This window comes from Microbulbifer sp. (assembly GCF_036563125.1).
GTDB lineage: Bacteria > Pseudomonadota > Gammaproteobacteria > Pseudomonadales > Cellvibrionaceae > Microbulbifer.
The window spans coordinates 1-19,443 of record NZ_DATCMV010000142.1 but is presented as its reverse complement, the minus strand read 5'-3'; the positions used below and the strand labels follow the sequence as shown (position 1 = coordinate 19,443).

Here is a 19,443-nt window from a genome sequence, read left to right as displayed (position 1 = left end):
CTACCAGCTGAAAGTGCGCAAGCAGGCGGACAGTGAACAGGAGTTTGCCAACATCATCGTGCGCCAGACCGCGGACGGTGGCACCATTCGCGTGGGTGATGTGGCGAAAGTGATCGACGGCTTTGAAGACAACGAGATCCTCGCGACCCTGAACGGTGAACCCGCGGTACTGCTGCAGGTGATGAGCACCGAAACCATGGACATCGTCACCGCCTCGGATTCCATCCGCAAGTGGATTGAGGATCGCAGCAAAAACCTGCCGGCCGGAGTAAAGCTCACCCTGTGGACCGACAATGCGGTTGAATTCAAAGGTCGCATGGAAACCATCGGCAGCTCCGCACTCCAGGGGCTGATCCTGGTGCTGCTGGTGCTGATTTTCAGCCTGCGCCCGAAAGTGGCCTTCTGGGTGTCCATCGGCATTGGCACCGCTTACGCCGGCGCTTTCGTGCTGCTGCCGAGCATGGGCGTATCCCTGAACATGCTGTCCACCTTCGCGTTCCTGCTGGTACTCGGTATCGTGGTGGACGACGCCATTGTGGTGGGTGAAAGCATTCACACCGAATCCCACAACCCGGAACACCAGCACCCGGGCGGAGGCCTGAACGCCGCCATTCTCGGTACGCAACTGGTGGCAAAGCCGGTGATCTTCGCTGTGGCCACCACCATTCTCGCATTCCTGCCGTGGATCTTTATCAGCGGTTCCACCAGCGAGTTCACCCGCCACATCACCTGGGTAGTCATCCTGGCGCTGTCGTTCTCACTGATTGAAGCGCTGTTTATCCTGCCGGCGCACCTGAACAACCTGAAGCCACAGACCAATCCCGGCCGTTTCGGCCGCGTGCAGAACCGCATCGCCGACAGCATTATCCACTTTGCGCACAACCACTACCGCCGCATCGGCAACTGGGTGGTGGAGCGCCGCTATCTCACCGTGAGCATCTTTGTTGCGGTACTGATGATCGGCTTCGGTATGTTCGGCAGCGGCTGGGTGAAAAAAGGCTTTATGCCGGATATCGAATCCGATCAGGTTATTGTGAACGTGACCATGCCGGAGGGGGCACCCTACAGCCGCGCACTGGAAGTACTGGCGCAATTGCAGGATGCGGAGAAACGTCTGGAGGAAGAGGTCAACCAGCGCACCAACGGTGAAGGCGCCCTGATCGAAAACTGGTACACCCGCTCACGCCGCGACAGCGTCATGGCCATCGTGCAGCTGGCTCCGCCGGAGACCCGCGACATGTCCGCCAAGGACGCCGCCCTGCGCCTGCGCGAACTGCTCGGCGATATTCCGGATGCGAAGGAAGTCTCGGTGCAGTATTCCTTCAACAACAATGGCCCCGGCTTTGAGCTGTCCATCCGCCATCCGGATCTGGACCTGCTGCGCGAAGCCACTGCAGACCTGGAAGCGAAACTGCGCACTTTCGAGAGCCTGTACGACGTGCGCAACAATCTGGAGAGCGCCTCGGAGGAAATCCGCATCGACCTCAAGCCCGGTGCGGCCAAGCTCGGCCTGACCCTTGCTGACGTCAATCACCAGGTGCGCCAGGCGTATTTCGGGGAAGAAGTTCAGCGCCTGCCCCGCGCCGGCCAGGACGTGAAAGTGATGGTGCGCTACCCGCAGGAATCCCGCCGCTCGATCGAGAGCCTCAAGGACTTCCGCGTGCGCACCGCCGACGGCCGCGAAGTGCCGCTGCTGGCGGTCGCCGATCTCGAATACGCACCGGGTATCAAGCGTATCCAGCGCTGGAATGGCAACCGCGCCGCGCGGGTGATGGCAGACCTTAAAGACGACGTGCGCGGCGAGATCATGAAAGACCTGGAGGAAAACTTCTTCCCCGAATGGGAGAAACGCTACCCCGGCATCATCCGCGGCGCAGTCGGCCAGGCCGAAGGGGAAAAACGCTTCATCCAGGAAGTGCTCGGCCTCTATACCATCGCCTTCTTCGCCATGTATAGCCTGTTGGCGGTGGCGTTCCGCAGCTACTCGCAACCGATCCTGATCCTGGTGGCCATTCCCTTCGCGTTTATCGGTGCGATCTTCGGCCACGGAGTCATGGGTATGACCATGGCCATCTTCAGCTACTTCGGCATTGCCGCGGCGGCAGGTGTGGTGGTCAATGACAACCTGGTATTGATGGACCAGTGCAACCGCCTGCGGGAAAAAGGGGTGGAACCGCTGAAGGCCATCGTGGAAGCCGGTGTTTCGCGCTTCCGCCCCATCCTGTTGACCACCGTCACCACCATTGTCGGCCTGCTGCCGATGATGATGGAGCGCAGTATTCAGGCGGCGTTCCTGAAACCGATCGTGGTAGCACTGGCGTTCGGGGTATTCATCGCCTTCTTCGTCACCCTGATGCTGGTCCCGGCGATGTATGCGGTAGGGGTGGACATCCACACTGTTGCATCGCGGGTGAAGAACCGGACTGTGGCGGCACTTGGCGGCAAGCCAGCGGACAGCGTTGCCGTTCCGGAATAGATACTTAACTATCACCCACGTTCAAAAAAAACGCCGGCAGCGACATCCGCTGCCGGCGTTTTTTATGTCCGAGCAAAATTAACTCCAAAGTGATTTTCACCCCAACCTGCTTGCACAGAATCACGATAGGGGTTGGCCGCAACCCGGCCGGGTTCTCCACCGGCCTCGGCGACACCAAACAAAAAAGCCCGGCATATAGCCGGGCTTTTTCGTTAAATGGCGGTGAGGGAGGGATTCGAACCCTCGATACCTTTCGATATACACACTTTCCAGGCGTGCTCCTTCGACCACTCGGACACCTCACCAAATTGTATGCGTTGTCACGGTTTGTTTAGCGAGCTAACCGTCCGCACGCTTGCGGGCTCGTCGGCGTTTTTGCCTTGCTAATCAGTAACATAGCGCCCCGATCAGCGAGCGCGCACTTTACAAAAAGGCGGCGGCGGGTGCAAGCCTATTTTGAAAAAAATCCTGCCACTCGCCTCCCCGCCGGTGATCACTGTCCCTGCCAATCGGCAAAAAAGTCGCTCACCGCAAGCTCTGGTGCAGGGCGCGGCGCCTTTTGCGGTGTCCCCATGTAGATGAAGCCAGTGATTTCTTCATTGTCGGCCAGACCGAGGGCGCGGGCGACCTGGCGGTTTTCGGCGAGCTCACCGGTGCGCCAGTAGGCACCCACACCTTCGGCAAAGGCGGCAGTGAGCATGGCCTGCACCGCTCCGGCGGTAGACATGCGCTGTTCGTTCTGCGGGACTTTGGGGTGTTCCTGCAGGCGGGTGATGGCCACAAGGATCAGGGGCGCGCGCAGCGGCATGGCGAGGAAGCGCTCACGCTGGGCGTCACTCAACGGTTCGGCCTCCTTTTCGGCGCTCTCACTGGCGCTGAGATAGATCTCCCCCAGGCGGTTGCGGGCCTCCCCTTCCACTACGAGAAAGCGCCAGGGACGCAGGTTGCCGTGATCGGCTGCGCGCAGCGCGGCGCGGAAGATGTTGGCACGCTGCTCGCTACTGGGAGCAGGTTCGGTGAGTACGCCGACGGATACTCGATTGTGCAGTGCTTCCAGCGCGTCCATGGTTGCCTCCTGATTCTGGTATGTCTGGCATGGTAGCGGCACCGAAACTCAGGGTGTCGGGCCGTGAAAGGTGTGGGAGTTTACCCCAAGGCGCAGAGATTTCGATGCCAGACGAACGCACAATCTTAGGAACTTATCCCCATTGACCGTCGCTTTCCGGGGTGCCAGAGGGTAAACTTTGCGCCTGTCCGTGATCCACCCCTCGAAACTGCGACCACTGCGCTAAATGTAACGTCGGGAGGGATGCACTGCACCGAGCCCACGGGCTGGTCAGCAAGAAAAAAAGACTAAAGACTCTCGGACGACTCAAACCCAGCTATCAGATAAGACCAAGCGTTCATGCAGAATCCGCCAGAAGAAACCAGCGGCCGCCAGACGGAATCCCGGTATCCGCTCTATTTCCGTGCCCTGATCTGCTTCGCGGCTTCAGGGACCCTACTGAACAGTATCAACTGGTCCTCTGTTTTTTCCCAGAACACGCTGCTACAGCTTGCCATGGCCACCCTGCTGCTGGGCTATATCCCCGTTGCCTACCAGATCGCTCGCCGCAGCGAACCGGACAACAGCGAGCTTGTGCGCCGCTGGCTGGCCTTTACTGATGCACTGCTGATCGGCATGGCCATGGCCATGTCCAACTTCAATCTTCTCCCCAGCCTGCTGTTCCTTACCATGATCCAGTTCAACGCCCTGACCCAGGGTGGCGGGCGCAGCTGGTTTGAGCACAATACGGCGATGCTGCTGGGCGTGGCCATCGGCTATCTGATCCATCGCCCCGCACTGGTGGTAAATGCAGACCTGAATATCAGCGCCGCCAGCCTGATCGGTGTTTTTACCTATTTCTGCTGCTACGCCTTTTATACCCACAACCAGATCGCGCGACTGAAGACAGACAACCAACAGCTGCAACAGGAACAGCGCGCCGCCAACCTGGCCAGCTACAAGCTGTCCCGCTATCTGCCCAAGCGCCTGTGGCGGGCAGTAACCACCGGCAAGGAAAAGGAAATCGTCACCGAGCGCAAGCTGCTGACGGTGTTCTTTTCCGACATCAAGGATTTCAGCCAGCTCACCGAAGAGATGGAAGCCGAAACCCTCACCCGCCTGCTGAACAACTACCTGACCGAGATGTCGCGCATCGTTGCTCACTACGGCGGCACCATCGACAAGTTCATCGGTGACGCGGTGATGGTGGTGTTCGGGGACGACCAGAGCAAGGGACCCAAATCCGATGCCCTGCGCTGCGTGGCCATGGCATTGGCGATGCGCAAGCGGGTGCGGGAGATGATGCAGGAATGGTACGACCAGGGTATTTCCCATCCGCTGCAGATCCGCATCGGCATCAATACCGGCTACTGCACCGTGGGGGTTTTTGGCACGGCTGATTACCACACCTATACGGTGATGGGCACCCATGTGAACCTGGCGGCGCGACTGGAGAGCGCGGCGGAACCGGGCGAGATCCTGATCAGCCATGAAACCTGGGCGATGATCAAACAGACAGTGATGTGCCGCGACAAGGGGCATGTGAGTGTTAAGGGCTTCAGCACCCCGGTGAAGGTCTATTCGGTGACCGACCTGCGCAAAAATCTCGGCGGCCAGCTGAACTATCTCGAAGAGCACGCACCGGGCTTTGCCATGCACCTGGACCTGGACAAGATCCGCAATTACGACAAGGAAAAAGTCATGCAGGCACTGCAAACCGCACAGGCACGCCTGAAGAGCAAAGTCATTATCTGACGCCTTTTAAAGCGCCCTCTTGATCACGGGGGGCGCCCCTCGCCCCCTGTTCATCCAGAACCAACCCTGCCCTTACTGCCGGGCAAAACGCCCGGGAAATGCGATTTCGCCGGTTGAGGTGCGCAGCGGATTGATATCCAGGCCGCCACGCCGGGTATAGCGCGCGCAAACGGTGAGCTTTTCGAATTCTGCCAATTTCTGCAGATCGCAGTAGATGCGCTCCACGCAGTGCTCGTGGAAGTCCTGGTGCTCGCGAAAAGAAATGATGTAGGCCAGCAGCGCCGCACGCTTAAGCGCGGGCCCGCGGTAGTCAATCAATACCGTGGCCCAGTCCGGCTGACCGGTTACCGGGCAGTTGCTGCGCAGCAGGTGGCTGTAAAGTACCTCCTCAACCACCTCGCCGCCCTCTTTCAACTCGAGCAGTGCGGCATCCGGCTGATAGGTTCGGGCCTCGATATCCAGCCCATCCAGGCACACCCCTGCCGGCCTGTGCACATCGAGCGCAGCATCTTCCACGTCGAACAGGGTCACGGCCACGTCGCTACCCGCCGCTGCGCTCAAATCCCGCTCAAGCGTCGCACGCACCGCATCCCGGGAGGGGAACTCGGTCTGATTGTAGGAATTCAGATACAGCTTGAAGGATTTGGACTCGATCATCGCCGGGCTCGAAGCCGCGAAGCGGAAGCGGGCCACCGCCACCTGCGGCACACCTTTGGGGTTCAGCCAGGAAAGCTCAAACCCCCACCACTCGTCCGCACCCGAGAATGGCAGTGACTGCCCCTCAAGCCCCAGTTGCGCGCGGGATACCGAGCGCGGGATCGGGTGCAGCAGCTTGGGGTTGTAGCTGGATTCGTAGTGGGTTTCCTGCCCCAAGGGGAGGTTTTGCCAGTCTTCTCGATTCATGAAGCCTTAACTCAATCGAACAGTTTCAGTGGCGCAGGCGCTTGCCGTGACGCATCAGGTGCAGGGACCAGGCAGAAAGCAGTGCAATAAACACCAGTACGCCGGCAAAAGCCCAGCCCACATTGATATCGGAAACACCCAGCACGCCATAGCGGAAGGCGTTGACCATATAAAGAATAGGATTCAGCTTTGACAGCCCCTGCCAGAACGGCGACAGCAGCTCGATGGAATAAAACACCCCTCCCAGATAGGTCAGCGGCGTGAGCACAAAGGTTGGGATGATGGATATGTCATCGAAGCTGTTGGCATAGATGGCATTGATAAACCCGGCCAGGGAAAACAGCACCGAGGTCAGGAACACGATCAGGATCGTCAGTCCGATATGCTGCACCGTCAATGAGGTGAAAATCAGGGCGATCACGGTAACGATCAAACCCACGATCAACCCGCGGGCCACACCGCCCAGCACATAGCCGGCCATCACCACCCAGTTGGGCGTGGGCGATACCAGCAACTCCTCGACATTGCGCTGGAATTTGGCACTGTAAAACGACGACACCACATTCGCATAGGAGTTGGTGATCACCGACATCATGATCAGCCCGGGAACCACGAATTCCATATAGGAGTATCCGCCCATATCGCCGATACGGCTGCCGATCAGCGAGCCGAAGATCACGAAATACAGCGACATGGTGATCACCGGCGGTACCAGTGTCTGCGGCCAGATACGGGTAAAGCGCCGCACCTCGCGGCGGAAAATGGTCGAAAAGGAAGTCCAGATCAGTTGCGGGCTCACGACTTCACCTCCTTATCAGCAGCTTCCTGCATCTTGTTTTGCGCCAGCAGGGAAACAAACAGCTCTTCCAGGCGATTGGCGCGGTTGCGCATGCTGGTCACGGAAATATTCTGCGCACTCAGGTGCGCAAACAGGTCGGACAGGCTCTGCCCCTTCTCCACCGTCACTTCCACGCTGTGTTCGTCCAGCAGTCGCCCCACGAAATCGCCGAAATCTGGCGCCTCGCTCAGGGTCTCACGAGAATCCAGAATGAACACTTCCTTGCTCAGGGTCTTGATCAGGGACTTGATCGAGGTGTTTTCAATAATGTCGCCCTTGTCGATGATGGCGATATTGCGGCACAGACTCTCCGCCTCTTCCAGGTAGTGGGTGGTGAGAATGATGGTGGTGCCCTGGGCGTTGATTTCCTGCAGGAATTCCCACATGGAACGGCGCAGTTCGATATCCACACCGGCGGTGGGTTCGTCGAGAATCAGCAGGCGCGGCTCGTGAATCAGTGCGCGGGCAATCATCAGGCGGCGCTTCATACCGCCGGAGAGCATCCGCGCCTGGGAGTTGCGCTTGCCCCAAAGGCCCAGCTTGCGCAGGTACTTTTCGGTGCGCTCTTCCGCCAGTGCGCGCGGCATCCCGTAAAAGCCACCCTGGGTGCAGACGATGTCGAACACCTTTTCAAACTGGCTGAAATTGAATTCCTGTGGCACCACGCCGAGCATTTGCTTGGCCTTGGGAAAGTTCCGGTCAATGTCGATGCCGAAAATCGACACACTGCCACCGGTTTTGCGCACCAGAGAGCAGAGGATACCGATGGTGGTGGACTTGCCGGCGCCATTGGGGCCGAGCAGCGCGAAAAAATCCCCCGGCTGCACCTCAAAGCTAATGCCCTTCAGTGCACGGAAGCCGTTGTCGTAGGTTTTTTCAAGATTCTTGATGGAGAGCGCAGCAGTCATGGAGCCTCCTGAAATAGGTGACGTTATTCAACGCCCATATTCTGCAGATTTCAACGGCAGGCCCATTCACGGCACCGAGACAGCACCCGCATGGTCCGCCGGTAAAAAAAAAGCCGCTCATTGAGCGGCTTTGAAATTGGAGCGGGAAACCGGGTTCGAACCGGCGACCTCAACCTTGGCAAGGTTGCGCTCTACCAACTGAGCTATTCCCGCTTTTTCTGTCACCAGAACCGCATGTGCGGCCCCGATAAAATGGCATCCCCAAGGGGAGTCGAACCCCTGTTACCGCCGTGAAAGGGCGGTGTCCTAGGCCTCTAGACGATGGGGACAGAATTTGCTTCAACTTCTTGAAGCGTCCGACCTGTCGATCGGCTTGGCGAAGCATAACTGCTTCACCGGCTCAACCGCACTCTAGAGAGGTGCACCTGAGCGAAAATTGGAGCGGGAAACCGGGTTCGAACCGGCGACCTCAACCTTGGCAAGGTTGCGCTCTACCAACTGAGCTATTCCCGCGTGGCATCCCCAAGGGGAGTCGAACCCCTGTTACCGCCGTGAAAGGGCGGTGTCCTAGGCCTCTAGACGATGGGGACCCAGAATCCTTCTCGGCATTGGTCACCGCGTTTCCGCGAGCGCTCAGTGCGTCGAAGTGGGGCGGATTCTATGGACCCCCCCGGAGACTGTCAACACTTCACTGCAAAAAAATATAAGAATTTTCCCTTTGCATACAGGCACTTACCGAAATCCCGCAACAATGCGAGACAAACGGGTCAAACTTAGACAACCGGCAATTGATATTTGCTGCGCCAACAGCCGGCTAACGGGTCAGCGCCGCTCCGCCCTCCTGTGCATCTCCCGCAGAAAAGTACGGATGCGCTCGCCGTTGCTGCCAAGATCAAAGGTCCTGGCACGGGATGCAGAACGCACATCCACCTTTACGCTACCCCCCTCTTTCTTCACCCGCACCACCACATCTTCGGTGAACCCAAGCACCGGCGTGCGCGCCACCGCTTCCAAGCGCCCTTGATTGGGACTCTTCGCCACCACTCGCCAGCCGAGCTTTTGCGCCACCTCAGCGGCCAACTCGGTGGCCTCAGCCACCGTTATGTTGAGCGTTAGGGGCTGGATATCCTGATAAAGCGGAGAGTTGCGCTGCTGGCTGGCCACCTTGTCACCACCGTAGTCCGGGCTGTTGTCATCCGGACCGCGCAGGGACAGTATCGCCTCGAATACCGGGGGATCCTGCAGATCGGTGGAGATATCGTGGATGGGAGGGGCGCGGAAGTTGTGCTCCCCCACCACAAACAGCGGAACCGCTACAGGTATCGCCCCGAGAACTGCAGCCCACAGTGCGGCACTGCGGGCCTCAGGGTGACGCTTGACCAGTCCCCAAATGAATACCAGGATCGAAATCAGCGCCACCGCCAGTGTGGCCAGCCCGGCGTATTTAAACACCTCAATGGCCATCATGTAGTGGAGCAGCCCAAGCCTCACGGCCACCACGGCCAGCGCAATGACCGTCAATAGCAGCCACTGAATACGGTACAGCCACCGGCTCCAGTGGCGTTTTCGGCCTGATCGGATCATCGGCGCCCTCCGGTCACGTTATCCCGGTCACATACTGGTGGTCACTCTTTGTCGGCGCCCTCCTCCCGTTCGGGATCGTGTTTTACCGACAGCGAATTAACACAATAGCGCAGGCCCGTGGCCGTCGGCCCGTCCGGAAACACGTGCCCCAGGTGACAGCCACAATTGGCACATAGAATTTCCACGCGCTGCATGCCAAAACTGAAATCCTGCTGCTCCGCGATCACGCCGACTTTGGCCTCGGCGTCAAAGCTCGGCCATCCGCAGCTGGATTCGAACTTGGATTCAGAGTCAAACAACACCTCTCCGCAGCAGCGGCAGCGATACAGGCCATCCTCGAAGCTAGCCCAGTACTCGCCGGAAAATGGCCGCTCGGTCCCCCCCTCCCGGCAAACGTGAAATTCTTCCGGAGTGAGGCGCTCTCGCCAGTAGTTATCGTCTTTTTCTTTTGACATACTGTGGTTCCTTTTTTCGCCAGACAAGTCAGTATCCAGCGGCATTATCCTGCCCGGCAAAACGCTTAGCGGCAGCACCCCAATTATCCACGGTGCCAGCCCCATCGCGCCCGGTTCATCAAACCAGTTCACGATGGCCCAACCCGCCCCGCAACAGATAGCGCAGCCTACAAGAAACCCGGGCGCAGGTTGGAAAAATTTGCCCACAAGATTGTCTCCCACAGGCACTCTTTCACCAACATCATCAGTTGAAGGCTCTACGAAGTACGCAGCAATGAAGGATATTCACAAGTCGGAAAAGCTCCACGGCGTCTGTTACGAAATCCGCGGCCCGGTCATGGAACAGGCATCGCGCATGGAGGAAGAAGGCCACCGGATAATGAAACTGAACATCGGCAATCCGGCCCCGTTCGGTTTTGACGCGCCGGACGAAATTCTGCAGGACGTAATCTATAACCTGTCCCAGGCGCAGGGCTATGTGGAATCCAAGGGCCTGTTCGCGGCGCGCAAGGCGATCATGCACGAGTGCCAGAACCTGGGTGTGCCCGGTGTCGACATCGACGATATCTACCTGGGCAATGGCGTGTCCGAGTTGATCTCCATGTCCACCCAGGCACTGCTGAACAACGGCGATGAGATGCTGTTGCCGATGCCCAACTACCCGCTGTGGATGGCGGCTACCAATCTGACCGGCGCCAAGCCGGTGCTGTACCGCTGCGACGAGCAGGCGGGCTGGCTGCCGGATATTGACGATATCAAATCCAAGATCACCCCCCGTACCCGCGGTATTGTGGTCATCAACCCCAACAACCCCACTGGTGCGGTCTATCCGAAAGAACTGCTGGAACAAATTGTCGAGGTCGCGCGCCAGCACAATCTGGTAATTTTTGCCGACGAGATTTACAGCAAAATTCTGTACGACGATGCGGTCTTCACCCCCATGGGCTCCCTCGCCCACGATGTGCTGTGCCTGAGCTTCAACGGCCTGTCCAAGTCCTACCGTCTCGCGGGTTTCCGCTCAGGCTGGATGGTAATCAGTGGAGCCAAACACCGCGCGCGCGGTTTTATCGAGGGCATGGATATCCTTTCTTCCATGCGCCTGTGCGGCAACGTGCCGGCAATGTTCGCGGTACAGACCGCGCTCGGCGGTTACCAGAGCATCAAGGACCTGGTACTTCCCGGCGGCCGCCTGCGCAAGCAGCGGGACCTGGCCTGGCAGATGCTGAACGACATCCCCGGGGTTAGCTGCGTGAAGCCACAGGGCGCAATTTATATGTTCCCGCGTATCGACCTGAACCGCCACAAGATCGAGAATGATGAGAAATTCGTGCTCGACTTTCTGCGCCAGGAGAAAATCCTGCTGGTGCAGGGCAGCGCCTTCCACTGGGATGCACCGGATCACCTGCGCATTGTGTTCCTGCCCCGCGTGGATGACCTGGGCCACGCAATTGAGCGCTTGGGCAGCTTCCTCGAGCGCTACACGGGTTAACAACAAGAAGGTTAGGAATTACCAGACGATCTATGCTGGACGATCTGCATATTCACGATTTTTACCGCGATGCGGGGCGAATTCTGCTGGCACTGTTCCAGCAGTTTCCGGCCCCAGCCACGATCTACGTGGAGGATATCGCCGGCCCCGACACCCCGGACGAATTCGGCCTCCACTCCCCCCGTCACCTCGCCTGCCTGGGCGCGATGACATGGCTCAAGCAGTGTGGCTATATCCATTTTTTGCAGCTGGTGCGCCAGGAGGCGATCGAGGACGCGACGCTTTCCCACCGGAGTTTTCTGGTGTTGGTCAGCCGCGGGGAGGATGGGGTTAGCAATGCGGAGAAGCTGGATCAGATGGTGCGCGGAGGGTCTTCGCCTCAGCTCGAGGAGCTAATGGTGGGGTTGATGAGGCGCCTCGAGGCCTGAATGCAGGGTGGATTTGAGCTGGATTGGTGACGTCTGAGCGCTTGATTCGGAGTAGACGATCTATGCGAAGGCAAAGTGCTGGGTGCGGGTTTTCAGGATCGTCGGCAACAGGGATGTTGCCGACGAAGCGTACAGGGATGTATTCACAGCGGTCCTGAAAGCCCGCACCCAGCACTTTGCCGCCACTAAACCATCTACGAAGCTCTAAGACGCTCGACGAAACCTCACATGCAACATTTTTAGCGCCGCATCCGGGTCGCTATCCGGAAAGTCCGGATTCTGCGGCAACCGCTCGACAACGGAATAGCCTGGGTTCGCTGAGGTAATCAGCTCCCGGAAATCCGCCTCACTGATTCGGGGTGAGTTCACCACCAGTAGCAAATCCGCTTCATCCGCCAAACAAGCCGGCAGCAGCTCCAGCTGGCGCGCATAGTTCTCTCCCACATCGAAACTGCCCTTCTGGAATGTGGGCGGATCGACAACCGCCAGCTGGAAAGGCCCCCGACGGTCAAAACTGCGAAAATCCCGCAGCGCATCTTTGGCCAGAAAGCTGATGCCCTTCAACGGCAGGTCATTCGCACGGTGATTCGCCTCGCCGCGTCTCAGCACGCCCTTGTTGAGGTCCACGTTCAGCACCCCCAACTCGCCGGCAGCGCGCGCCACCACCGAAAACGCACAGGTAAACGCAAACAGGTTCAACAGCTTGAGATTGTCCACCTGCCCCGCCTTTTCCCGCACCTGCTGCTCCAGCCAGCGGCGCCCGGGTTCGATGTCGAGAAAGAACCCTACATTCTGCCGATCAAAGGTCAGCGGAATCCGTAGATCGCCGCGCTTGGCTACGGGCGATTCCACCGGTGCGCCGGCCTCCCATACAATCGGCGCACCGCGCTCGTAGCGGCGCTGTACCGCCACACCGGTGTAACCGAACGGCTCCACCAGCGCCCACAGCGAAGCCACCAGCCCCTGTTCATCTTCATAGGCATCAAACAACGTCACCAGAATGGCTGGCTGATAGCTGTCGACACAGATACTTTCAAAGCCCGGGTAGCAGCGGCCGCGGCCGTGAAACAGGCGGCGGCTATCGCTAACGTTTTCTTCCAGTTTGCCGCGCACAATCTGCAGCAGCGGTTGCCAATCCATCATTTATTCGCCTGTTGTCTGCACTGCTGGGACTTCGCCGCTGCCATCGCCGGACAGCGGGTAGAGAATTTCATCGCGGTAGCCGGTCACCACCCTTACAAAACCGCTCCAGGCTTCGTCCAGGGAAGGTTCACCGCTGTCGATCAGCAGCGGGCGTCCGCCCAGTTCGGTGATTTTGGTTTTAGTGGCGATCACCATCAGGTTCTCGCGGCCCACCGCGCGTAATACACGAGGGCTCAGTTGCTGGTTGCCGCGGCCAATCAGGTGTCCCTGGCCGCCGATGGCGGTGAGGATGATTTTGATCGGGACATGGGGCTGTACGGCGCGGTGCTCGGCGATCGCCGCTTCAATCTCTGGCGCACTCACATCAGTGCCAACCAAACCGCCCTCATGCCACAGGTCCACCCCCAGCAGCGTGCCCTCTTCCCCCAGTTCGGAAAGTACCGCCAGGGTGGTAGAGCCGGGGCCAAAAATGTAGAGCGTCTCCGGTGCCAGCTCGTTAATTTCATCGACCACCTGCGCAGCAATATCCGCCACCGCGAGTTCTTCCACTTCGCGGCCGGCATTTTTTACCGCCTGCAGGAAATGCCCCTCTTCCGGCACCAGCAACTCACCGTAGTAGCGGGTGCTGACACGGCCTTCGCGGAAAGAATTCTCATCGATATCGCGCACTTCACGCTGGTGCAGGTCCACCAGTTCACCGGCCATCAGCCCGCGCAGCACTTCACCCCCCGCCCTGGGAGAGATGGCAAAGCAGGCGGAATGCATTTTGACACCGGCGGGAATCCCGAGCACCGGGAAAGCGTCGCCGAGGGCATTGACCATATTCCGCGCGGTACCATCGCCACCGGCAAACACGATCAGGTCGGCGCCGGCATCGCGAATCGCGCGTGCGGCGGCCTCGCTGTCATCCGGGGTCGAACGCGCTCCCTGCGCAGCGCCTGCCACAGCAACATTGAACCCCAGTTCGCGCGCGAGGTTTTCCCCCATATCGCCGGCGAAGGTCACCAGCTCCAGCTGTGCGGCGTAGGGTTTGAGCGCTTCCAGCGCAATGGCCACGCGCTTGTGGGACTGCGGCTCAATACCCGCCGCCAGTGCGCGCTCAACGGTTTCCGCTCCGTCACTGCCCTTTAACCCCGCCGGGCCGCCGATGCCCGCCCACGGATTGATGATGAGTCCGAGTTTCTTCAGTTTCACTATTTGGCCTGATACTTAGTGGAGCCCGAGAATCGCAAGCTGCTGCAGTGTCTCCGCGTCCAATTGCGGCGCTTGCACCTGGTAATGGGAAAATTCCAGGCGCTGCGGGTAGTGCTTGCGCAGCATGTCGAAAGATTTCGCCATGGGTTCCCCGCCCTCGGTCGCCGCCAAAGCGGCGTCCCGCAGCCTGCGGTCGTCTTCTCTCGGGTCGTAAATTTTTAGCAACAGCTCGCGAATCGCGGCGAAGCCGGATTGTTCGGTAACCACTCGCTGTTTCACCTCAGCGTCACCGTCCTGCTGCACTATTTCCGGCAATTCGAGTGCTCGATTAAGCGCATCACGAATCATGCGCGTGCCCGCCAGCTTGCCGTCGTGGCTGTAGCCGGCAATATGCGGGCTACCCAGATCCACTTTTTCCAGCAGGTCGGTGCGGATATCCGGTTCGTTTTCCCACACGTCGAGCACTGCGGTAAACCCGGGATTTTGCGCGAGGCATTGGAGCATTGCCGCATTGTCAATTACCGCTCCACGCCCGGCACTGATCAGCACCGCACCGGGCTTGATGCTCGCGAGTGCCACCGCATCGATCATATGGTGACTGGGGTGCGGCCCGTCTTTGACCAGTGGCGCATGCAGGCAAATCACATCCTGCTGCAACACGCTGTGTAAATCACTGCTGTCGGGGTTATCTGTAAGCCAGGGATCGTAGATCCTGCAGGGTATATCGAGCGCGTGGAGCCTGCGCTGCAGTAGGCCGCCCACATTGCCGCAGCCGACGATACCGAAGCTGCGCGTGCGCCAGTCGATATCCAGCGCGGCGAGCGCGCAGAATACATATTCCACCACTGAATTGGCGTTGCAGCCCGGGGCGGCACTCCAGGCAATGCCCTGCGATTCCAGCCAGGGAATATCCAGGTGATCGGTACCGATCGTACAACTGCCGACAAAACGCACCGGAGTACCCTGCAGCAGCCTCTCATTGACTTCGGTGACGGAGCGCACCAGCAGCACATCGGCCGCGGCCAGTTGCGCCCGCGACAAATTGCGCCCGGGTACTCTGGTAATATTCCCCAGATCACCAAACCAGGTGTCCAGCCCCGGAATATTTTCGTCGGCAACGATATTGAGCGGCGGCTCTAACTTGCTGTCACTGTTCATTGGGATGCGGACTCCATGTGCGCGCGCTCTTGGTGGGCGTCATCGGTATAAGTGTGGCTATCGGGAGTAAGGCTGAGAGTACGGCGTATTTTGTTGGCGAGACCGCCAATGCCAAACTCCTCCGCCAATGCAACGGCAACCTCTGGCGCCACCGTTTTGCGGGCCAGGTCGCTAAAGTCGGCACTGAGGGGCACACTGTATTCCAGCCGCGCCAGCCGCAGCGCCATACGGATCTGGTCCGCATGGCTGGCAATTTTTTCCGCGATGCCTTTTGCCCCTCGCAGCTTAAGGTCCGCGATCTGATCCACATTGGCGATCAACGCTTCCACATCGGCAAACGCCGCCAGCAGTTTTGCCGCGGTCTTGGCGCCAATCCCGGGCACCCCGGGAATATCGTCGATAGTGTCGCCCACCAGCGCGAGATAATCGGCGATCTGCGCCGGCTCCACGCCAAACTTCTGGCGAATATGCTCCCGGTCCAGGGTCTGGTTTGCGGCAAAATCCCATAGACTGGCGGCGCCCCGGTCCAGCAGTTGCCCCAGGTCCTTATCCCGGGTGACGACCAACGGCGCGCGATTATTTGCCCCACACAATTGGGTCAGAGTCGCCAGGATATCGTCCGCTTCAAAGCGTTCACTGGCGAAGCTCGCGATTCCGAGCGTCTCTGCCATCTCCCGGCAGGCGGCCAGCTGATAGGCGAGCGCCTCATCCGGCAGTGCGCGGCTGCACTTGTAGTCTGGGTAGATCTCGTTGCGAAAGCAGTTGCCCAGGGATTCGTCGAAGGCGCAGGCGATATGGCTGGGATTGCGAGCGAGAAGGTCCAGCAGGAAATTGCTGAAACCATATACGGCCTCGGTACTGTATCCGGCGCGACTCTCCCAGTTCGGCGGCAGCGCAAAATAGTAGCGAAAGATATAGACCGACGCGTCGACCAGGTAGATCTCGCTCACCCGAGTTCCTCCAGCCTGAAGTGCTCCGGCAGCAAGGGATCAGGCTGTGCAAACGCGCCGGCGAGTGCGCGGGCAAACCGGTGCGCCCGTGGATTTACCCCCTCGCAGCAGTAACGCAGCACCTGCAGCCAGATATTGCGCTTGAACGCGTCGCTGGGGCCCAGACCGGCGTCGAGATTGTCGGCACTCACACGGAACTTGAGGCCGCAGGCGCGCGCGAAGATCCACTCCAGTGCCTGGGGTTTAACTTCCACCACTTCAAACTCCGCCTGCTGTGCGGTCGAGCGGCCGTCCGGTGCGTACCAGTAACCGTAATCGGGCAACGCGCGGCGCTCGGCCCCGGCGACACACCAGTGTGCGACTTCATGCAGGGCGCTGGCGGGGTAGTCGCGGGTGAACTCCACCTGGTGCCAGTGCGCGCCACTTTCAGACGCGGGACGGTAATAAGGTTCCGCGTGCCCCCCCACCAGGCGCGTATTAAGCCCCGTTGGCGAAGAAAAGCACTCATCAAACACTGTGACTATTCGTTCAGTCACAGTAAGTGCTGGCGCATGGCGCACACCGCCACCTGGCGTTGCCGGGTGGTACGGAACTTGCTGGTCTTGAATGTCTACCGGAGAAAGGTGTGACAACAGCGACTCCTGTGCCTGAACCTGTAACTGGCGCGGACTATAACAGCGAGCGTGAGGGGATCAAGGCCAGGCCCCAGGAGACAATTTGTCCGATTCAGTGACGATTCGGACAAACCCCGCCAACACTAGTGCTTACGCGAATAAAAAAGGAGGAAACTGCAGACAAAGATCCCGCTTCCGCTGGTTGTATTTCCGCGGATCAGAATATACCTTTGAACTCAGGGATACCGGAAACCAGCTGCCGCTCGGCACAATCTTTATGTGGCTTTGAGTGGTTGTTTTCGGTTGCGGTACCGGCTTCCCAGGGAGGCAAAAAGGCGCTCCCGGAGTCAGGATTCGGCGATTGGTCGCCCGGCCTTCGCTCGGTATCTCTACGCCGGTTGCGCTCCAATAAGTAGTACAAGACCTTCCCGCCCTACTACCGGCCCTGCAAGGAGGTGCACTATGACCGACCACCGCAACAGCAACGTGGTTGACCTCTTCACCGGCAAGCCTATCGAAACTTCAGAGAGTCGGCGGTTTATTCGCCTATCTCCGGAGCTGGATGGCTTGGAAATGCTCTACTCCAACAATTCCAGTGGAACTGATCTCTACAGCCTGAAAATCCTTTGCTGGGGCCTGCGTGCCAATGGCGAGGTGGTCGGGCTGGTTCCCTGGTTGAACTCCATCACGGCCTGCCCGGATATCCAGGACCCCCTGGACGGCCGGTTTGAAGGCTACTACGACCCGGGTATCGAGGAAATTTTCCACGAGCCCCCCATCCACAAGATCGTCGAGCTGGAGACTGCGGCGGAATACTTCGAGTTCGAAAGCAATCAGGCAGATGAGGTTGTGCAGGAGATCCCCGACACCATTGGTACCCACGCGGTATTTATGGACGCGGACCGGGAAAACCTGACCCTTTCCGAAGTCGTGAGCTGGCGGCTGTTCGCCAGCGGAGAGATCCACGGCATGCTGATTGATCACAGCAGTGTAGAGACAACGCCGGTTCTTCCCGGGGACGATTGCCTGTACTCGGCCCAGGAGTCGGAGTGTTTCCGGTACTTCTTCCAACACCACATCGCCAACAAGATCAAATCCGAGGACCCGGAGGCCCTCGCTGCGATCGCGGCGCTTGTCACATCGCCCTGAACACTTCCTTCAATTCCAGACAACACAAGGGCGACCAGTGGTCGCCCTTGTTGTTTATCCAACGTGGTTTATGGACATCGCCTCAGGATCAAAAAATCACTCTTCGGCCTTTTTAATCCAGTAAACAAATTCATCGTTCTCCTCCGCATGTTTCACCAGCTCGTAGCCGAGAAACTGGCAGAACTTGGGTATATCCCGCTGGGTGGAGGGGTCGGTGGCGAACATCTGCAAGACCTCACCCGCGGCGACCTTGCGCACAGCAGAGTGGAGCATCATGACGGGTTCCGGGCACAGCAGGCCGCGGGCATCTAGGGTGTGATCTGATTTCATGGAGCTATTGTCGGAGATTTGACCGGAAGCGTCACCCTCTAAGAATGACCGGGTATCGCACCTGGCAGCTTAGTGTCCCGCCGAAACAGCACACATAAACGCCGCCGCCTGCTCCGCCGCCGTTTGCCAGTGTTGCTGCTGGGTAAAACCACTGGATTTGCGCGGCTTGAAATCATGATCGCCATCTTCCAGCCACAAAAGCTTGATCCCAGAAGATAGCTCATAGCCTTCCACTTCCGCCCGATCCCCCAGCTTGTCGCGGGTACCCTGCACAATCAGCGTGGGGCTATCCATATGTTCAAGATGCCCTGTACGCAGACTCTCAGGTTTGCCCGGCGGATGAAATGGATAGCCCAGACAAACGGCCCCCGCCACCTTCCCCGCCCGAACATTCTCCGCGACCAGCATACTCGCCACCCGGCCGCCCATGGACTTGCCGCCAACGAACAACCGCGCCTCAGGAAATACCTCGCCCGCGCGATCAATCTGCGCCTGAAACGCCTCCAGCAGCACATCCATCTTGTTCGGAGGCCTGCGTTTGCCGGTTTCCCTCCGTTCCGCCATATACGGAAACTCGAACCGGATCACCCCCACACCCCGCTCCGCCAGCATCCCCGCCAGTGCCTGCATAAAATCACTATCCATCGGCGCGCCCGCCCCGTGGGCAAACAGAAACCAGCCCTTGGGCGTACCTTGCGGCCGATCCACCAGCCAACCGTCCACTTCAGCCATCAGTAATCGACATCCTTGGGAATATCTTCCGCGAGAACCAGATTCACCGATTCCTCTCCCGGCTCAAACCAGATAACCACGGTTTTGTTTTCCAGTTGACGGCGAAGATTGGCCACCTTACGTTCAAGGCTCACCTCCTGCTCACCGTAGTCGGTGCCATCGCGGGTGGCGTATTCCTCCAAAAGGTTTTGCAGGGTTTCGGGGTCGAGTTGTCTATGGGGAATTATCATTCACTCTCCACTACGCACATATAGCGGGCGCTTACGCAGTACTTAACTTGAATTGAAGGACA

The 19,443-nt window shown here is 59.0% G+C and carries 19 protein-coding genes and 5 tRNA genes; 5 read left to right on the top strand and 19 right to left on the bottom strand.

The window, feature by feature from the left end; all coding sequences use genetic code 11:
- Nucleotides 1–2,476: efflux RND transporter permease subunit (locus tag VIL80_RS12130; protein ID WP_332036366.1), on the top strand; the 2,476-nt coding region annotated here is incomplete at its 5' end.
- Nucleotides 2,477–2,693: 217 nt separating this feature from the next.
- Here VIL80_RS12130 and VIL80_RS12125 read toward each other — a convergent pair.
- Together VIL80_RS12125 and VIL80_RS12120 are read right to left on the bottom strand one after the other, a co-directional pair.
- Nucleotides 2,694–2,781, bottom strand: a tRNA-Ser gene (locus VIL80_RS12125).
- A gap of 188 nt (nucleotides 2,782–2,969) precedes the next feature.
- Complete coding sequence (locus VIL80_RS12120) at nucleotides 2,970–3,542, bottom strand: nitroreductase family protein (RefSeq protein WP_332036365.1); 573 nt, start codon at nucleotides 3,540–3,542, stop codon at nucleotides 2,970–2,972.
- A gap of 339 nt (nucleotides 3,543–3,881) precedes the next feature.
- Between VIL80_RS12120 and VIL80_RS12115 the strand changes: the two genes are divergently transcribed.
- The gene (locus VIL80_RS12115) at nucleotides 3,882–5,276 is read left to right on the top strand and encodes an adenylate/guanylate cyclase domain-containing protein (RefSeq protein ID WP_332036364.1); all 1,395 of its coding nucleotides are present in this window, start codon (nucleotides 3,882–3,884) and stop codon (nucleotides 5,274–5,276) included.
- Between the two features lie 72 nt (nucleotides 5,277–5,348).
- On the opposite strand, the gene queF is transcribed toward VIL80_RS12115, so the two are convergent.
- From queF to msrB, 9 genes are all read right to left on the bottom strand, one after another.
- Entirely contained in the window at nucleotides 5,349–6,179 is an 831-nt protein-coding gene (gene queF, locus VIL80_RS12110; protein WP_332036363.1) for an NADPH-dependent 7-cyano-7-deazaguanine reductase QueF, read from the bottom strand.
- A 25-nt stretch (nucleotides 6,180–6,204) separates the two neighbouring features.
- A complete protein-coding gene (locus tag VIL80_RS12105) occupies nucleotides 6,205–6,978 on the bottom strand; it encodes an ABC transporter permease (protein ID WP_332036362.1) in 774 nt (257 codons plus the stop codon).
- The gene (locus tag VIL80_RS12100) at nucleotides 6,975–7,925 is read right to left on the bottom strand and encodes an ABC transporter ATP-binding protein (protein ID WP_332036361.1); all 951 of its coding nucleotides are present in this window, start codon (nucleotides 7,923–7,925) and stop codon (nucleotides 6,975–6,977) included. The genes VIL80_RS12105 and VIL80_RS12100 overlap by 4 nt, the downstream gene beginning before the upstream one ends.
- Before the next feature lie 137 nt (nucleotides 7,926–8,062).
- Nucleotides 8,063–8,138: transfer RNA gene (locus VIL80_RS12095), tRNA-Gly, on the bottom strand.
- A 40-nt stretch (nucleotides 8,139–8,178) separates the two neighbouring features.
- Nucleotides 8,179–8,254 (bottom strand) — tRNA-Glu (locus VIL80_RS12090).
- Nucleotides 8,255–8,362: 108 nt separating this feature from the next.
- Nucleotides 8,363–8,438 (bottom strand) — tRNA-Gly (locus VIL80_RS12085).
- 1 nt (nucleotide 8,439) lies between these two features.
- Nucleotides 8,440–8,515, bottom strand: a tRNA-Glu gene (locus VIL80_RS12080).
- Between the two features lie 232 nt (nucleotides 8,516–8,747).
- Nucleotides 8,748–9,509: a DUF1499 domain-containing protein gene (locus VIL80_RS12075; RefSeq protein ID WP_332036360.1), complete on the bottom strand. Its 762-nt coding sequence runs from the start codon at nucleotides 9,507–9,509 to the stop codon at nucleotides 8,748–8,750.
- A 41-nt stretch (nucleotides 9,510–9,550) separates the two neighbouring features.
- Nucleotides 9,551–9,964 carry a peptide-methionine (R)-S-oxide reductase MsrB gene (gene msrB, locus VIL80_RS12070; protein WP_332036359.1) on the bottom strand — a complete coding sequence of 138 codons (414 nt, stop codon included), beginning with the start codon at nucleotides 9,962–9,964 and terminating at the stop codon, nucleotides 9,551–9,553.
- Between the two features lie 274 nt (nucleotides 9,965–10,238).
- Between msrB and VIL80_RS12065 the strand changes: the two genes are divergently transcribed.
- On the top strand, nucleotides 10,239–11,453 hold the full coding sequence (locus VIL80_RS12065; protein WP_332036358.1) for a pyridoxal phosphate-dependent aminotransferase: 1,215 nt from the start codon (nucleotides 10,239–10,241) through the stop codon (nucleotides 11,451–11,453).
- Between the two features lie 32 nt (nucleotides 11,454–11,485).
- Nucleotides 11,486–11,881 carry a hypothetical protein gene (locus VIL80_RS12060; RefSeq protein WP_332036357.1) on the top strand — a complete coding sequence of 132 codons (396 nt, stop codon included), beginning with the start codon at nucleotides 11,486–11,488 and terminating at the stop codon, nucleotides 11,879–11,881.
- Between the two features lie 204 nt (nucleotides 11,882–12,085).
- On the opposite strand, the gene VIL80_RS12055 is transcribed toward VIL80_RS12060, so the two are convergent.
- Genes VIL80_RS12055 through VIL80_RS12035 form a run of 5 tightly spaced genes read right to left on the bottom strand, consistent with a single transcriptional unit; the run spans nucleotide 12,086 to nucleotide 16,862 of the window.
- Nucleotides 12,086–13,024, bottom strand: coding sequence for a class I SAM-dependent methyltransferase (locus VIL80_RS12055; protein WP_332036356.1), 939 nt, complete (start codon nucleotides 13,022–13,024; stop codon nucleotides 12,086–12,088).
- Nucleotides 13,025–14,218 (bottom strand): ATP-NAD kinase family protein, encoded by a 1,194-nt coding sequence (locus VIL80_RS12050; RefSeq protein ID WP_332036355.1) that lies wholly within the window; start codon nucleotides 14,216–14,218, stop codon nucleotides 13,025–13,027. It lies immediately after the preceding gene.
- Between the two features lie 15 nt (nucleotides 14,219–14,233).
- Entirely contained in the window at nucleotides 14,234–15,376 is a 1,143-nt protein-coding gene (locus VIL80_RS12045; RefSeq protein WP_332036354.1) for a 4-phosphoerythronate dehydrogenase, read from the bottom strand.
- Nucleotides 15,373–16,326 (bottom strand): 5'-3' exonuclease, encoded by a 954-nt coding sequence (locus VIL80_RS12040; protein WP_332036353.1) that lies wholly within the window; start codon nucleotides 16,324–16,326, stop codon nucleotides 15,373–15,375. The genes VIL80_RS12045 and VIL80_RS12040 overlap by 4 nt, the downstream gene beginning before the upstream one ends.
- Nucleotides 16,323–16,862, bottom strand: coding sequence for an elongation factor P hydroxylase (locus VIL80_RS12035; protein ID WP_332036352.1), 540 nt, complete (start codon nucleotides 16,860–16,862; stop codon nucleotides 16,323–16,325). Before VIL80_RS12035 ends, VIL80_RS12040 begins: the two co-directional genes overlap by 4 nt.
- A gap of 540 nt (nucleotides 16,863–17,402) precedes the next feature.
- Here VIL80_RS12035 and VIL80_RS12030 point away from each other — a divergent pair.
- Nucleotides 17,403–18,089, top strand: a complete 687-nt coding sequence (locus tag VIL80_RS12030) for a hypothetical protein (protein WP_166215316.1) — start codon at nucleotides 17,403–17,405, stop codon at nucleotides 18,087–18,089.
- A 96-nt stretch (nucleotides 18,090–18,185) separates the two neighbouring features.
- Here VIL80_RS12030 and tusA read toward each other — a convergent pair whose 3' ends face one another.
- The 3 genes from tusA to VIL80_RS12015 form a co-directional block, all read right to left on the bottom strand.
- Nucleotides 18,186–18,419, bottom strand: coding sequence for a sulfurtransferase TusA (gene tusA, locus VIL80_RS12025; protein WP_332036351.1), 234 nt, complete (start codon nucleotides 18,417–18,419; stop codon nucleotides 18,186–18,188).
- Nucleotides 18,420–18,488: 69 nt separating this feature from the next.
- Nucleotides 18,489–19,151: an alpha/beta family hydrolase gene (locus VIL80_RS12020; RefSeq protein WP_332036350.1), complete on the bottom strand. Its 663-nt coding sequence runs from the start codon at nucleotides 19,149–19,151 to the stop codon at nucleotides 18,489–18,491.
- The gene (locus VIL80_RS12015) at nucleotides 19,151–19,381 is read right to left on the bottom strand and encodes a YheU family protein (RefSeq protein WP_332036349.1); all 231 of its coding nucleotides are present in this window, start codon (nucleotides 19,379–19,381) and stop codon (nucleotides 19,151–19,153) included. Before VIL80_RS12015 ends, VIL80_RS12020 begins: the two co-directional genes overlap by 1 nt.
- Nucleotides 19,382–19,443 lie beyond the last annotated feature (62 nt).

Excerpts from the sequence above, each read along its gene's own strand:
- VIL80_RS12120 (WP_332036365.1), bottom strand. The coding sequence starts at position 3,542 with ATGGACGCGCTGGAAGCACTGCACAATCGAGTATCCGTCGGCGTACTC.
- VIL80_RS12115 (WP_332036364.1), top strand. The coding sequence starts at position 3,882 with ATGCAGAATCCGCCAGAAGAAACCAGCGGCCGCCAGACGGAATCCCGG.
- queF (WP_332036363.1), bottom strand. The coding sequence starts at position 6,179 with ATGAATCGAGAAGACTGGCAAAACCTCCCCTTGGGGCAGGAAACCCAC.
- VIL80_RS12100 (WP_332036361.1), bottom strand. The coding sequence starts at position 7,925 with ATGACTGCTGCGCTCTCCATCAAGAATCTTGAAAAAACCTACGACAAC.
- VIL80_RS12075 (WP_332036360.1), bottom strand. The coding sequence starts at position 9,509 with ATGATCCGATCAGGCCGAAAACGCCACTGGAGCCGGTGGCTGTACCGT.
- msrB (WP_332036359.1), bottom strand. The coding sequence starts at position 9,964 with ATGTCAAAAGAAAAAGACGATAACTACTGGCGAGAGCGCCTCACTCCG.
- VIL80_RS12065 (WP_332036358.1), top strand. The coding sequence starts at position 10,239 with ATGAAGGATATTCACAAGTCGGAAAAGCTCCACGGCGTCTGTTACGAA.
- VIL80_RS12060 (WP_332036357.1), top strand. The coding sequence starts at position 11,486 with ATGCTGGACGATCTGCATATTCACGATTTTTACCGCGATGCGGGGCGA.
- VIL80_RS12055 (WP_332036356.1), bottom strand. The coding sequence starts at position 13,024 with ATGATGGATTGGCAACCGCTGCTGCAGATTGTGCGCGGCAAACTGGAA.
- VIL80_RS12045 (WP_332036354.1), bottom strand. The coding sequence starts at position 15,376 with ATGAACAGTGACAGCAAGTTAGAGCCGCCGCTCAATATCGTTGCCGAC.
- VIL80_RS12030 (WP_166215316.1), top strand. The coding sequence starts at position 17,403 with ATGACCGACCACCGCAACAGCAACGTGGTTGACCTCTTCACCGGCAAG.
- tusA (WP_332036351.1), bottom strand. The coding sequence starts at position 18,419 with ATGAAATCAGATCACACCCTAGATGCCCGCGGCCTGCTGTGCCCGGAA.
- VIL80_RS12020 (WP_332036350.1), bottom strand. The coding sequence starts at position 19,151 with ATGGCTGAAGTGGACGGTTGGCTGGTGGATCGGCCGCAAGGTACGCCC.
- VIL80_RS12015 (WP_332036349.1), bottom strand. The coding sequence starts at position 19,381 with ATGATAATTCCCCATAGACAACTCGACCCCGAAACCCTGCAAAACCTT.